Here is a 14,541-nt window from a genome sequence, read left to right as displayed (position 1 = left end):
GGCATGGGGCATGGGGCATGGGGAAGAAGTAATAAAGGTGTACTGAATTTTTTCCAAAAATAAAATGGGAATCCTATAGTTTAATTACGCATATCTATAAATAATGAATAATGAAGTATTGATTATGTCTAATGATGCAATTGCTCAACCTAAATTGTTGACTCACAAACCTAATCAGCCGTCCAACCCCAACCAGATTCTCTGTGTAGAAGAATTAAGTGTTTTGAACGATCGCTCTAACTGGAAGGGGCTAGTTCAACTGGCTGGACATCTAATTGTGATGGGATTTAGTGGCTATGTGTGGGCAACAAACTTTGGTAATTGGTTGCTGGCAATACCAGCACTGACAACCTACGGCTTTAGTTTGGCTGCTATGTTTGCACCTATGCACGAATGCGTTCACAGAACTGCTTTTGCTAACCATCGGTTAAGTGAAGTTGTGGCTTGGTGTTCAGGCTTGCTCTCATTTTATAACAGCACGTTCTATCGTCGTTATCACAAGTGGCATCACCGCTACACTCGGATTCCTGACAAAGACCCGGAACTGACTGATCTTAAGCCGAGTAACTTGGGTAAATACTTGTTGGTAATTAGCGGTTTACCCTGGTGGTTAGGAAAAATAAGTGGACATTTGCGGATTGCGCTCGGTCAACTTGAAGATTACCCGTTTATACCAGAAACAGCAAGAAATGAGGTTATTCGCTCCACGCGATCGCAATTAGCTATTTATACAAGTGCGATCGCTCTCTCAATTGCAGTAGCACAGCCTTGGTTTTGGCTCTATTGGCTGCTACCGCTCTTAGTAGGTCAGCCGATTCTGCGGTTTATCCTACTTGCAGAACATACAGGTTGTACTCTTGACGCTAATTTGCTCACAAATACACGCACAACCTTGACACTCTGGCCCGTGCGATTTTTAATGTGGAATATGCCATTTCATGCAGAGCACCATTTATACCCATCAATTCCTTTTTATGCTCTGCCTACAGCCCATCAGCAGTTGAGTTCGCATTTTACCCACATTGAACAAGGCTACATGAAAGTCAACTGGAATATTGTTGCTAAATCGGGACAATCGGCGTCATCACAAAACCTCTAGGCTATCTCTGGAAGTATGTCTGAACTAGTCGGCAAACAAAATTGCATATTGAAATTAAAAGATAAGGGTCAAGGATCATTTGCTTTCCCTGCTCCATTTATATCAAGTCCGCTTAATTACTTGTAATTCCAAATTCCCCGCGTCCCCGTGTCCTCGCGTCAGCCTTAACTATAAGTATTCAACCAGACATGATATTACTTAATATATATAAGTTCAGCAATTTGCTTGATTAAGTTACACTAATTGATAAATAGAATGGACATGGATTTATATGCGCTTGCCTATTGTTATTAGTGCGGGATTATTAATATTTCTGGGTTTAAACACGCCAGTAATGCCTAAATCCCCCGTACGGGTTGCACAATCATCAGAGATCACGAACTCCAAATCCAAGCAATTAACGACTAATCCTCAATTAAAACAATTAAGGATTAATCACCGATTATGGCGTCAGCAAAAAATTAATAATTATCGCTATACACTTAGTAACAGCTGCTTTTGTATTCCTGAAGCCAGAGGCCCAGTAGTCATTGAAGTACGTAACGGCAGAACGACTTCTATAACTTCTGTAAACACAGGTCAGCCAGTTGCCAATCCAGAGTTTTTCCAAACATACAACACAGTTCCTAAGCTCTTTCATTTGATTAGGAATACGATCAGCAATGGAAATGAACAATCCGAGCTTGCTGTGGAGTACAACCCGGAGCTTGGCTATCCAACCCAAATTAATATCGGTAATCTAGCTGCCGATGCTGGAATATTTACTACAATTGAGAATTTGCAAAAGATTCGCTAATTCCGATGCGTGATGCTTAATATCCCCAGACTGAAAGTTCCGGGGATATATTTTGAGCCTATCTAAAATCTGTTAATCTCTCTTCAAATACCTTATATAGCTTCAAAAACATCGAATATTGACTATTCCCACTCTAGGGGTATTAGTTGATCTCAAAAAATTGAAAGATTGTATATCTACTTTGAGAAGTAAATATTTAAGTCCGATTTCTACCTATAGATTTATGAATTCCTGACAAACAGTGTTTATAGTTAATTACTTAAGTGGAGAAACCACGTAATTGCGTATGTGAGGCTAATAATTATGTCAAATCAAATAACTGCATACCGAGTTGTTTGTCGTGTTATCTGAATTAGCAACAGGAGATTATTGCTGGTTGTACCGATTTTGATCTAATTAACAGCAATTTTGCTCTAAAAACTAGCAGCTTTACAGGGAACAATCACTTCTGAGTCACGAGGTAGCACTAGTAACTCCCTTAGGTTAAAAAAAATGCCATAAATATGGCATCAAAAGAGTTATTATGCTCGCGTAGAGCTATTTCTAAAGATATTATGGGCTTCTCAGATTCTGCACTTATTCTTTAACGATTGTCATATCAAGTCCGTTTAATCACTTGTCAAAAAATATCTTGTTTCATGCTGTAGCAAGATCCGTAACGTACGAAACTTAGTGGAGGAGAGACGCGCTCTGTGCGGCTTCCCATTCTTCACTCACCATAGCGTCTTTGCATAAGAAGGCTAGGGTAGCATCTCGGAGATTCTTCTTTTGTCGAAGATGCTAAATGTAGCTTGCTTTTTGCTCAAAATGAAAACTATTCAGCCTGACTTTATATCACACGTGATCTATAAAATTATCTGTTACAGCACCAAACCTTGCATACAGCACTTAGCATTTTCATGAATCATAAGTAGAGACGTTACATGTAGAGACGTTACATGTAACGTCTCTACAGGGTTTCGGGTTTTATTTATGTACTTCATGTACCTGAAATTTGCTGTATCTAGTTAGAAATTAATTAAATGGGGAGTCGTCAATCATTCAAGAGTAAACAATGAATTTGTTTTTGGATTAAACTGATTATTTCTTTTCCAATTGAAAGTGTACAAGTTAGTGGCTGTGATGCCTCGCGATTCTAGAGCTTTCGTGTCATCTTCCTCTTTGTATACCTGATGCTTTAGCTATATGCTTTGGATAAAACTAAATTCGGGAGGAAATTTCTGAAATCCTTTTTGTTAAACACAGAAAAGGGGGTGGGAGGAGGTTTTATTTAACTCGCTCAACGTAAGTGAGGACTTTGAGGGAGTTTGAGCTTTCTCCTCCGTTTCCTTTCTCAACGCATTGCCCACGTTTGAGATATGAGAAAGATAATAATTGCACATTGTGCGTACCCTTCTCGCCCCCTTCACTGATTATATAACATTGCCAAGTTTGATTGTTGCTACTGTTAGCAGCAGATGTTATCGTTTCACCATTTAGCACACTACAGACCTATATCTATAGGTAATTTTGTAATGTTTATGACTTCACTTTACTATTCCTCTTGACTTATTACCAAAGATAGTTATTTTTCTGCTTTGCACGATTTGCAATCAAGTTATATATATCTACCTGTTTTTGAGAATCTGTGCAGTATTCTTCGCAAATCAACAGGTGTGACATCAGATCACCTTACTTATCCACTCCAAACTAAAGGTGCAATGCTGTGAGCTTCTTACGCCATGAGAAAAACAATGTTTGGCATAGATTTAATGAACCTAATCCAGAGCAGCTACATTTAATTGAAGCTAATGAATTTCTCCCCCGTATCAGTAAATGGACAAACATTGGAGGAGGAGTTTTGCTTACTACCTTTGTAGGTGGAGTTACTCTTACATCTGTTTTGAATTACAACGTTACAGTCAAAGTGCCTGCAACTATTCGACCTATAGGAGAACTGCGAGTTGTTCAGTCTGCTATTACTGGAACTATTCAAAAGATTGAGGTTAAAGACAATCAGGTTGTAACCAAAGGAGAAGCTATTGCTTACATTGATGATTCTCGCCTGCGGAATCAAAAGAGCCAATTAGAAAACACGATTCAGCAGAGTCAATTACAACTAAGTCAAATTTATGCTCAGCTTGGTGAAATTAACGCTCAGATTGCAGCCCAGACAAACTTAATTAATCGCACAATTATAGCTGCACAAGCTGAGCTAGGTGGCACTCAACGCAACTATGAAGATCAGCAAATTAAAGCTACAGCTGATATGGCGCAAGTAGAAGCAGCCTTGACGTTAGCCAGAGTCCAACGAGACAGATTGCAGCGGGAAAAACTCTTAACAACAACTGTGCAAGAAGCAGAGACAGCTTTAAAGTTAGCCAGAGTCCAACGAGACAGATTGCAGCGGGAAAAAGTCTTAACGGCAACTGTGCAAGAAGCAGAAGCAGCTTTGAAGTTAGCTAGAGTACAAAGAGAGCGATTGCAGCCAATAGTAGCATCGGGAGCAATTTCTCGTACTTTGTTTGAGGAAAAAGAACAAGAGGTAAAATCTGCTGAAGCGAAGCTAGAACAAGCTAAAGCAAATGCTAAAAATCTTTTGGAAGAAAAAGCACAAGCGGTAAAATCTGCTGAAGCGAAGCTAGAACAGGCTAAAGAAAACGCTAAAAATCTTTTGGAAGAAAAAAACCAAGCCCTGAAAGTCGCGCAAACGAACCTAAAAAAGGCTAAAACTGCGATCAATCCTAGTAATGCTACTGTAACCGTAGCATCTGAAAAAATTAAGCAAGAACAGGCACAAGGTAAGGCTACCTTAGCTGCTTTGAAAAAAGAAAGAGAGACTCTGCTCCAGCAAGGTCTAGAATTTCAAAAGCAACTAGCTACCACTCGCAAAGAACTGCAACAAGTAGAAACTGACCTGAATCAAACTGTGATTAGAGCACCCATCGAAGGTACTGTGTTGCAACTAAGTCTTCGTAACCCTGGACAGGTAGTACAACCAAGCGAAAGTATTGCTCAGATTGCTCCTCTCAATGCTCCAGTGCTGATCAAGGCTCAAGTACCGGCTCAAGATATTGATAAGGTAAAAGCAGGTCAACAAGTCCAAATGCAAGTATCTGCTTGCCCCTATCCAGATTACGGTACTCTCAAAGGCACAGTTACAACGGTTGCACCAGACGCCCTACCAACTGGAAAAAATAGTGCATCTCCAGGCACACAGCAAGTCACACCGCCAGTTGCTACCTACGAGGTAAATATTGAGCCACAAACTCTACATGTGGGTAGAAGCGATCGCTTTTGCTATCTGAAGTCGGGAATGGAAGGTAGAGCAGATATTATTTCTCGCCGAGAAACAGTACTTCACTTCATTCTCAGAAAAGCAAGATTAATTACGGATTTTTAATCTCACAATTGGATTTTACCAAGAGGTGGGTAAAGGAAAATTCCATCCCTTTGATCCTTCTGCCTTACCCTGATCAATTGTTCTGCTGACTTTGTATACCAATTTGATAGGTTTGGTGACGATGTTTAATCTATTCCAACCCCATAAAAATTACCAGTGTGTTTTACAACTGAGTGAAGAAGACTGTGGAGCAGCTTGTCTAGCTTCTATTTCCAAACATTACGGACGGTTCTTAAGCATCAATCGTAGCCGAGAAGCAGTCGGGACTGGACAGTTAGGAACAACCATGTTGGGTTTAAAACGTGGCTCTGAGAATCTAGGTTTTAATGCCAGGGCAGTTAAAGCTTCGCCAGCTATCATAGACAGAATCAAAGAAGTTCAGCTGCCAGCTATCATACATTGGCAAGGCTATCACTGGGTTGTTTTATACGACAGACAAGGCAGTAAGTACGCGATCGCCGATCCCTCTGTAGGCATCCGTTATGTCAGCCGAGAAGAATTAGCCGAAGCTTGGAATGGGGTGATGCTATTACTGGAGCCAGATCCAGAGCGCTTTTTTGAGCAGCCTCAAGAACAAGCAAAGGGTGGCTTAGTCCGCTTTTTTAAGCGCATCTTGCCTTATCGTGGGCTGCTGACTCATGTTTTAATGATCAACGCCGTCTTGGGTTTACTCGCTCTGGGTACTCCCATTCTCATCCAACTGCTCACAGATGATGTCCTGGTGCGTGGAGATACCAAGTTACTCACTGTTATAGTGTCAGCCGTTGTGGTCATGACCTTATTTAGCAGTAGTCTGCAACTATTGCAAGCCACGATGATTGCTCACTTTGGTCAACGGCTGCAATTAGGACTAGTTTTAGAATTTGGGCGAAAAATTCTCCAATTACCCTTGAATTACTACGAAGCTCGTCGTAGTGGTGAAATCAGCAGCCGACTCCGAGATATAAATGACATCAACCAGTTAGTATCACAAGTTGTGGTTCTTTTACCCAGCCAGTTTTTTGTTGCAGTGGTTTCTTTTTGCTTCATGTTGTTTTATAGCTGGAAATTGACACTAGCAGTTGTCCTCGTCGGCGTTTTAATGACTCTATCCACGCTGCCTTTTTTACCCATCCTTCAACAAAAAACCCGCAATCTTTTGGTCTTAGGTGCGGAAAATCAAGGCGTTTTAGTAGAAACTTTTAAAGGCGCACAAGTTCTTAAAACTACAAACGCTGCTCCCCAATTCTGGGATGAATTTCAAAGTCGTTTTGGTCGCCTTGCTAATCTTACTTTCAGCACCATTCAAATCGGAATTATCAACAACACCATTGCTAGTTTTCTTTCCACCATCGGTGGTGTAATTTTACTTGGGCTGGGGAGCATCTTGGTGATTCAGGGAGAATTAAGCATTGGTCAAATGCTTGCTTTTAACGCCCTACAGATCAATGTTTTAAATTTAATTGACTCATTAGTTAACTTAACGGATGAATATTTTCGCTCCCAAACAGCAGTTTCTCGCCTGTTAGAGGTTATTGATGCTACACCCGAAGTTGTTGGAGGAAGTCAAAAGCCGATCGCACAAATTTCTAGTGATGCAGACATTCGTTGTTCTCATCTCACATTTCACCATGCTGGTAGGGTTGACTTATTAGGAGATTTTTCCATCAAACTTCCTGGAGGGAAGGTAATTGCTTTGATTGGAAAATCTGGCTGTGGTAAAAGCACCTTGGCCAAATTGTTAGCAGGTTTATATCAGCCAAACTCTGGTAATATCCGCATTGGTTTTTTTAATACGCAAGATATTTCTCTAGATTGCTTGCGACAACAAGTGGTTTATGTACCTCAAGAACCTCATTTCTGGAGTCGCTCAATTTTGGATAATTTCCGCTTAGGAACACCTTACATTTCCTTTGAAGAAATTGTCAAAGCTTGCTATATTGCTGATGCAGATAGCTTTATCAGCCAACTTCCTAATAATTATCAAACTGTTTTAGGAGAATTTGGCGCAAACCTCTCTGGTGGACAAAGACAAAGATTAGCGATCGCTAGAGGAATTCTCACTGATCCGCCTATATTGATTTTAGATGAAGCAACTGCGGGACTAGACCCAGTTAGTGAATCTCAAGTTTTAGATCGGCTATTGGAATACCGCAAAGGCAGAACCACAATTTTGATCACCCATCGCCCCAGCGTCATCAATCGCGCTGATTGGATCGTACTAATAGATAAAGGTCAGGTGAAAATACAAGGTACACTAGAGACTTTTCTCTCACAACAAGGAGAGCATTTAAAGTTTTTATAACTGTGAGAACTACTCTATAGGTAAGGATATCATGATCTAAAAATACCATATCCTAAAACTCCAAATAGCTCATAGCTCTATCTGAATAAAAACACAGAGCTTAGTTGCAGAGATTAAAATTAGCTTTGCAACTATTAATTAATAATATAAAATTATAAATAATAACTAAGAGGATATTTTAAAAGTTATCAGCGAATAGAATTCGCTACTACACAACCAAAGTCCACTCCGTGGATTAACACCAAATCAAGGGTTTGTTAACCTGCAAAGGCAGGTTTTGTCTCGTGTAGCCTGTAGCCAAGCCACTGCGTTGGGCAGGTTCCCAAGGCACTCCGTTGGGCGGCTATGCCGACTTGTTCGCGCAGCGTCTCCGACAGGAGAAGGAAGTGCCGCCGACTTGTAGCAAATTGCGCGCGATTTCTAATCGCCAGGATACAGGAAAATGGACTTTTAAAACATTCTCTAAGAGAATCAAAAAATAATAGACAAATTAAATATTCTAATCTAGCTTTCACTAATTTTAATAATTTATTTTGGCTATCACAATCTACAATAAATATATTTTTTTGTTTTAACTTCTATCTAGAGAATAATTTAAAAATTAGGATTCTTATTAATAATAAGAATATAGGTTTTTAACACCTATTTACGTAAGTGAGGTAATCAATATGTCTGTTAAATTCATTCAATCTGAGCTAATTATAGAGTTAGCTATAGAGCAACAACAGCATCTATCGGGGGGACGAAGAGGATATTTGGCAACAGTGTCAAGTCCCGATATTCTTGTTCGTGGTAATCTCACCACTAAAGAAGGTGAAAGTTTTCCGGTTGATATTGTCGGCATTAAACGTGATTCTTAGTTGATTTATAACCTTGTATACATTGCCAAATTTCATCAACCCGTTTTCTCGAAAAAAACGGGTTTTTTGGCTTCAATAAATGATTAAAAACTGTACTTAAGATAAATTAAACTAATGGCTTAACATCAAAATTCATGGATTAATATGCTGTCGTTAAAAATAAAATGGTTTAAATAAAATGTTGGAATTTTTTGGATCATATATACAGAAACTTCATGTAACTTTGGAGATGATCTTAAGTCAATCAAAAGCCATAAATTTAGTTTATTAATCTCTGACTTTAGGATAATTTAATTAATAAAAAATATCCTTATAAAAGAAAGCATAGGTATTAAATACCTACATACGTAAGTGAGGTAATCAACTATGTCATCTCAAATCATTACATCTGATTTGCTTTTGGATTTATCCGCAGAGGAACAACAGTTTCTATCTGGTGGATTCTACAAAAATGGCGAAGATGATGACGACGACAAGGACGACGATGAGGACAAATGCAAAAAGGCAAAGAGTCCTTCTAAAATCTTTGTAATCAAAGTCTTCAAAGTCAAAACCCCAAAATCCTATTGTAAACCGAAACCCCGCTGTCACTAAAACCTAATAATTGGCTAGTCTCGTGGTTTAAACTTTGCTATTAGTAGGGGAAGGAGAAGACTCATATAATTCACTCAAAATAAATCAGGTTTTGAGAGAGTCTAGAAAGTCTTCTATGTTTTTTAAGTCATTAAATTAACATCCCAAAGAGCAGAAAGTAAACTGCTAATGGCAACCTTTACATTCTGTTCTCCCTTTATTTCGGATGCAAATAGTTTTGACTGCTTGACAAGCAGGTTTTTACAGTACAACTCAAGGCAACAGAACAGGTCTAGTTCTGTAACGATAAAGGTCTTTTCCAGGATAGTGATGCTACTTGTAGCAATCCTATTGGATTTGTGAAAATTGTAAGACCTCAGAAACCCAGTTTTTAAAATAAACTGGGTTTTTAATAACTTTTAATTGAAATTAACAAAATTTAAATTAGTAAATCAAATTTAAATTACAATTTACAGATCCGTAGAATACAGTTAAGTGGTAAATAATCTGGGAAGTGTTGTCCAAAGCAGGATGTGAGAATAAAGTTAAATATAAGAGATGTTATTTATTATAATTACAAAAACTTTAATCATCAATTGGATAGAATTTATGTTAGCCAAAAGCTATAAATTTAGTCTTTAAATTTATAGCTTTTGGAGCATTTAATCTATAGATAACATGTTTATAAGTAGAACTATAGGTGTGTAACACCTATGTACCTAAAGTAAGGCTAACAATTATGTCAGTTATATCGGTTCAAATCACCAAATCCGAGCTTTTGCGAGAGCTATCCTTAGAGGAACAGCAGCTTTTATCTGGGGGAAAAGATTCTTACAAAGATAAAGACGACTACAAAGATGATTACAAAGGAGATAAATACGATAAAAAACGACGTTACCGCTGCTACTACTACTCTTGGTATCCATGCAAAAAATACTAAGTCGGTAAAATCTGTTTTTCTCTTACTTTAAACGCAAATAGTTTGAACTAATTTACCAGTGCATATTTTACAGCTAATAGTATTAGCTGTAAAATATGCATTTTGATATGCGTTTTTTTATATAATTTATTTGTGCTTATAAAATTACAGTTTAATTACTGAGAGTAAAATTATAGAATATTTAGAAAGCTGTAAAATAATCAATATTTTAGGAAGCGATCGCTTGTTGATGTAAGCAAAAAACAATTTAAGTTGCTCTATTCATAAGATTAGAATTTTTAGTGATAATCTAGAAAAATTTCCTTTAACTAAAGACTGAATTTTGTACTAAGTCAAAAGCTAGAGATTTAGCATGTTTGTTTCTAACTATAGGATAGTTTAATCTCTACAAAATATGTCTAGAACTAAAAGCGTAGGTATTACACACCTCAACTAAATTGGTTGTACAGATGTGTGTAACATCTATGTACTAAATTGAGGTAAATAATTATGTCAGATCAAGTCATAAAATCGGATTTGCTTGTGGAATTACCCAAAGAAGAACAGCAACTTCTATCTGGAGGAGGCTGGGGTCATAGAGGCTGGGGAGGTCGCCCTTGGGGCCGAGGTGGCTGGGGTCATGGAGGCTGGGGCGGTCGCCCTTGGGGCTGGGGTCATGGAGGCTGGGGTCGTCGCGGCTGGGGCTGGTAATAGCCAAAGCCCAAAGACTGGGTAGTCTCGTAGTTTAAATATTGTAATTAGCGGGGAGGAGATGACTTGCATAACTCGCTCAATGCAAATCAAGTTTTGAGAAAGTTTGTAGAGTCATTTTTGTTCTCTCAACACGTTTAATAAACTAACGGCTGAGAAACAAGAAAAGAAACCTCTATGGTTTAGTGTCTACTTTTCTACTCCCCGCACATTGATGAGGAAATGACTTTGGCTAATAGAAAAGTACATTTGCTAGTCAGAGTGTAAATATCCGATAGAATCATTCTTTCAATGTGCAACCTCCAAAGTTTTGAGTATGGGGGTTGTTTATTAGAAATTATGCCTCTAATGTTTTTGAATTTATTACCGCTAATCGCTCCCAAATCCAATCTTGTAAAATCGGATTTACTAACTCAGGAGCTTCATCTTGAGGACAATGTCCCACTCCTTCTAAGGGAATAAACTTCAGTACTTGCGGGAAGTTAGCTAATTCTCTCCCTAACTCAACTGGTTCCCAAGGGTCAGCTGTTCCCCACAAAAGAATCGCGGGACAAGGTAGTAATGGTAAAAGATCTTCTGGTAGGGGCCCTGTAGAATAACCAGTAAAGGCAAGAAACACAGCCACAGCGCCTGGTTCGGTTGCTGGTGACATGAGAATATCCACCAACTCATCTGTTACCACTTCCGCATTAGCATAGGCTTTTAATAGAATCTTCCGTACTGTTTTTGGTTTAGCAACTTGATTGAAAAAGAACTTGCCAACTGGTTTGATAGATAATAGGCGCTGCAACAGAGGCGCTCCAACACGACGATACCAAGGTAGAGTTTCCCGTTTGCGATCGTGCAATAGTCGTAGAGAACAATTAAGTAGAGCAACTCCTAAAACAATATCTGGATGGCTTACTGCGGCTTGCATAACTACAATACAGCCAATAGAATTTCCTACTAAAAAAGCTGGCTCACCCACTACTTCGCGACAAAAATCCGCTACTTGTTGTCCCCAGGTTTCCAATGTATATGCAATTTCTTCACCCGGTTGAGGCTTAGCTGAAGCACCAAAACCAATCAAATCAATAGCAAAAACACGGCAATTTTCTCCTAGGATAGGGATGTTTTTGCGCCAGTGCGACCAAGAAGCACCAAAACCATGTACTAAAACAACTGATGGCCCAGTATTTCCTTGGGTTTGATAGCAGATAGGGAAATCTTGCCAAACCCAGGTTTTTGTGGAAGCAAGTATTGTTTTTGAACTAGAGGTTGTCATAATAAATTTTATGAATACAATGCTATGAATAAATGTTATGTCATTCTGAGGTTTGGATTTTGCTACTAATTGTAATAGTTTGTATGTAGTAATACTATCTATTACTTATGCGTCAATAATTGCCTATGTCAATTCTGCAAAAACAATCCAAATGTCATTGTAAAAGCATCTTAGCAAATAGAAGATTACAATGAAGAACTGGACAAGGAAAATGGTTACGAGATTGGTGTTTGCACCCATGAGCCGATTGTAGATACTTAGCAAGGTCGCTGACTGTATGCTCATGCCAAGCAAAAATTTTGGCTATCTCTGGGATATTCCATCCTTGGGCATTCACCCTGCTCATGTACGCGCGTTAGCGTTTGCTACGAATTAGTGCTTGTGCGATTTATCTAGAAGAAACTGGCTTAATTAAATAAAAACAACTAGCGGTGTTGCGATCGCAGACAATTACTCAACAGCCAAATTTAATAGAAAGATCATCATATTTTTGATGAAATTAGCACTAGTAGTAGATTCAGTAGTTTCACAATTTACGACAGCAAAATTGGTTTATAAAATTATTGGATATCAAGCATCGTCTAACGGATGGTTTGCATCTGGAAACTGACGCTAAATTTAACAATATTTTGTTTGTTCCTAGTTCCTTCGAGCCAGAGAAGATGACTATACTAGAAGCAATTGGTACTCCTGTTGGGGGCTACGCACCAGATTTTGAACTGCCGGGAATAGATAATCAAGTACATCATCTCAGCCGTTATCTCAACAAGTTCCGTGCAATCGGCGTCGTTTTTATGTGCAACAACTGTCCTTATGTAGAGTTGTATCTAGATAGCCTAAAAAATATTCAAGCGGAATTTGCTCAAAGTGGCTTCACACTGATTGGCATGAATGGTAGTGATGGTAATCATGACCCCAGAGAAAGCTTTGAAAATATGAAAGCTTTTGCCGAGCGTTATAAATTGAACTTCCCCTATCTGTGGGATCCAACTCAAGATGTAACTCGCAGCTTTGGTGCGACAAAAACACCAATGGCCTTCTTAATAGATAGTGATGGTATAGTGCGCTACAAAGGTCAAGTTGCTGCTCATCGTCAAAATCCATTAGATAAGGCAGAGGATTATCTGAGAACCGCCATCGCCTCTCTGTTTAAAGGTCAAGAAATACATCTACCAGAAACAGAACCTAATGGTTCTTCATTGATCTGGCGTAACTAGACATAGATAGTCCCCGTAACTGCTATCTTAAATTGGAGGCAATTGCAACTTTTTTGATAAAGCGTAACTTCATGGGAACGAATTACCGACGGGTTTTACTCAAACTGAGCGGTGAAGCCTTAATGGGCAACATGGGCTATGGCATTGATCCAGAAGTGGTGAAAGAAATAGCCCAAGAAGTAGAAGAGGTGGTAGCCACTGGCGTTCAGATCGCCATCGTTGTTGGCGGCGGCAATATTTTTCGTGGCGTCAAAGCAGCGTCGGCGGGGATGGACAGGGCAACCGCTGACTACATAGGGATGATTGCCACGGTAATGAATGCCATGACGCTGCAAGATTCGCTGGAACGAATAGGAGTACAGACGCGGGTGCAAACCGCGATCGCTATGCAAGAATTAGCGGAACCGTACATACGTCGTCGTGCCATCCGTCATCTTGAAAAAGGACGGGTGGTAATTTTTGGTGCTGGATCTGGAAATCCCTTCTTTACTACAGATACTACTGCTGCCTTAAGAGCAGCAGAAATTGATGCTGAAGTGATTTTTAAAGCCACCAAGGTAGACGGAGTGTACGATGCTGACCCCCATATTCATCCTGACGCCAAACGTTTCACCAGCCTCACCTACGCGCACGTTTTGGCTAAAGATTTGCGGGTAATGGATAGTACTGCGATTGCCTTGTGTAAAGAAAATAATATCCCAATTCTTGTATTTGACTTAACGGTGAGAGGTAACATCCACCGAGCAGTCATGGGAGAATCCATCGGCACTGTTGTGGGAGGTTCTTGTGAAATTAGCTGAAGCTGAAAGTACGATGCAAAAAACCGTTGAGGCAACTCAGCGAGCTTTTAATACGATTCGCACTGGCCGGGCCAATGCGAGTCTACTAGATAAGGTATTAGTGGACTACTACGGTTCACCCACGTCCCTAAAATCACTGGCAAACATTAGCACGCCAGATGCCACGACAATCCTGATTCAGCCGTACGATCGCAACAGCTTGAATCTGGTCGAAAAAGCGATCTCTCTGTCGGATGTAGGATTAACCCCCAACAACGACGGTTCTGTAATTCGGCTGAATATTCCGCCCTTAACTAGCGATCGCCGTAAAGAATTGGTCAAAATGGCTGCCAAGTATGCTGAAGAGGGTCGTGTTGCTATTCGCAACATCCGTCGCGATGCCATAGACGCCATTCGCAAACAGGAAAAAAATACTGAAATTCCTGAAGATGAATCACGAGACTTGCAAGACAAACTGCAAAAATTAACAAACAAGTACACCGCCAGAATAGACGAATTGCTAGTAGAAAAAGAAAAAGACATCACAACCGTTTAAGTCCGCCCCGCCGGCTGGGCCATGGGGAAGAGTCAGTTGTCGGCCCCATACCCAATACCCCATGCCCCATGCCCCATACCCAATACCCCATGCCCCATGCC

12 protein-coding genes are annotated in these 14,541 nt (G+C 39.7%); 11 read left to right on the top strand and 1 reads right to left on the bottom strand.

The annotated features are described in order from the left end of the window. The first annotated feature begins 124 nt into the window (after positions 1-124). The 8 genes from IQ246_RS23355 to IQ246_RS23320 all read left to right on the top strand — a co-directional run bounded on the left by IQ246_RS23355 (position 125) and on the right by IQ246_RS23320 (position 10,624). Positions 125-1,099, top strand: coding sequence for a fatty acid desaturase (locus IQ246_RS23355; RefSeq protein ID WP_194005718.1), 975 nt, complete (start codon positions 125-127; stop codon positions 1,097-1,099). 271 nt (positions 1,100-1,370) lie between these two features. After that, entirely contained in the window at positions 1,371-1,895 is a 525-nt protein-coding gene (locus tag IQ246_RS23350; protein ID WP_194005717.1) for a DUF6174 domain-containing protein, read from the top strand. A 1,705-nt stretch (positions 1,896-3,600) separates the two neighbouring features. Next, positions 3,601-5,277, top strand: a complete 1,677-nt coding sequence (locus IQ246_RS23345; RefSeq protein WP_194005716.1) for an HlyD family efflux transporter periplasmic adaptor subunit — start codon at positions 3,601-3,603, stop codon at positions 5,275-5,277. 121 nt (positions 5,278-5,398) lie between these two features. Continuing rightward, a complete protein-coding gene (locus tag IQ246_RS23340; protein ID WP_194005715.1) occupies positions 5,399-7,561 on the top strand; it encodes a peptidase domain-containing ABC transporter in 2,163 nt (720 codons plus the stop codon). A 668-nt stretch (positions 7,562-8,229) separates the two neighbouring features. After that, the gene (locus tag IQ246_RS23335; RefSeq protein ID WP_194005714.1) at positions 8,230-8,421 is read left to right on the top strand and encodes a hypothetical protein; all 192 of its coding nucleotides are present in this window, start codon (positions 8,230-8,232) and stop codon (positions 8,419-8,421) included. Positions 8,422-8,787: 366 nt separating this feature from the next. Then, entirely contained in the window at positions 8,788-9,015 is a 228-nt protein-coding gene (locus tag IQ246_RS23330) for a hypothetical protein (protein WP_194005713.1), read from the top strand. Positions 9,016-9,733: 718 nt separating this feature from the next. Next, complete coding sequence (locus tag IQ246_RS23325; RefSeq protein WP_194005712.1) at positions 9,734-9,934, top strand: hypothetical protein; 201 nt, start codon at positions 9,734-9,736, stop codon at positions 9,932-9,934. Between the two features lie 489 nt (positions 9,935-10,423). Continuing rightward, positions 10,424-10,624 (top strand): hypothetical protein, encoded by a 201-nt coding sequence (locus IQ246_RS23320; protein ID WP_194005711.1) that lies wholly within the window; start codon positions 10,424-10,426, stop codon positions 10,622-10,624. 337 nt (positions 10,625-10,961) lie between these two features. Here the strand turns inward: IQ246_RS23320 and IQ246_RS23315 are convergent, their stop codons facing one another. Further along, on the bottom strand, positions 10,962-11,888 hold the full coding sequence (locus IQ246_RS23315) for an alpha/beta fold hydrolase (RefSeq protein ID WP_194005710.1): 927 nt from the start codon (positions 11,886-11,888) through the stop codon (positions 10,962-10,964). 662 nt (positions 11,889-12,550) lie between these two features. Here IQ246_RS23315 and IQ246_RS23310 point away from each other — a divergent pair. The 3 genes from IQ246_RS23310 to frr all read left to right on the top strand — a co-directional run bounded on the left by IQ246_RS23310 (position 12,551) and on the right by frr (position 14,440). Beyond that, positions 12,551-13,105, top strand: coding sequence for a thioredoxin family protein (locus IQ246_RS23310; protein ID WP_194005719.1), 555 nt, complete (start codon positions 12,551-12,553; stop codon positions 13,103-13,105). A gap of 71 nt (positions 13,106-13,176) precedes the next feature. Further along, a complete protein-coding gene (gene pyrH, locus IQ246_RS23305; RefSeq protein ID WP_194005709.1) occupies positions 13,177-13,905 on the top strand; it encodes a UMP kinase in 729 nt (242 codons plus the stop codon). Then, positions 13,892-14,440: a ribosome recycling factor gene (gene frr, locus IQ246_RS23300; RefSeq protein WP_194005708.1), complete on the top strand. Its 549-nt coding sequence runs from the start codon at positions 13,892-13,894 to the stop codon at positions 14,438-14,440. Before pyrH ends, frr begins: the two co-directional genes overlap by 14 nt. Positions 14,441-14,541: the final 101 nt, after the last annotated feature.

The organism is aff. Roholtiella sp. LEGE 12411, assembly GCF_015206995.1.
In the GTDB taxonomy this organism is placed as follows: domain Bacteria; phylum Cyanobacteriota; class Cyanobacteriia; order Cyanobacteriales; family Nostocaceae; genus Komarekiella.
This window is presented reverse-complemented; position numbering and strand designations above follow the sequence as displayed.

Excerpts from the sequence above, each read along its gene's own strand:
- IQ246_RS23355 (WP_194005718.1), top strand. The coding sequence starts at position 125 with ATGTCTAATGATGCAATTGCTCAACCTAAATTGTTGACTCACAAACCT.
- IQ246_RS23350 (WP_194005717.1), top strand. The coding sequence starts at position 1,371 with ATGCGCTTGCCTATTGTTATTAGTGCGGGATTATTAATATTTCTGGGT.
- IQ246_RS23340 (WP_194005715.1), top strand. The coding sequence starts at position 5,399 with ATGTTTAATCTATTCCAACCCCATAAAAATTACCAGTGTGTTTTACAA.
- IQ246_RS23335 (WP_194005714.1), top strand. The coding sequence starts at position 8,230 with ATGTCTGTTAAATTCATTCAATCTGAGCTAATTATAGAGTTAGCTATA.
- IQ246_RS23330 (WP_194005713.1), top strand. The coding sequence starts at position 8,788 with ATGTCATCTCAAATCATTACATCTGATTTGCTTTTGGATTTATCCGCA.
- IQ246_RS23325 (WP_194005712.1), top strand. The coding sequence starts at position 9,734 with ATGTCAGTTATATCGGTTCAAATCACCAAATCCGAGCTTTTGCGAGAG.
- IQ246_RS23320 (WP_194005711.1), top strand. The coding sequence starts at position 10,424 with ATGTCAGATCAAGTCATAAAATCGGATTTGCTTGTGGAATTACCCAAA.
- IQ246_RS23315 (WP_194005710.1), bottom strand. The coding sequence starts at position 11,888 with ATGACAACCTCTAGTTCAAAAACAATACTTGCTTCCACAAAAACCTGG.
- IQ246_RS23310 (WP_194005719.1), top strand. The coding sequence starts at position 12,551 with ATGACTATACTAGAAGCAATTGGTACTCCTGTTGGGGGCTACGCACCA.
- pyrH (WP_194005709.1), top strand. The coding sequence starts at position 13,177 with ATGGGAACGAATTACCGACGGGTTTTACTCAAACTGAGCGGTGAAGCC.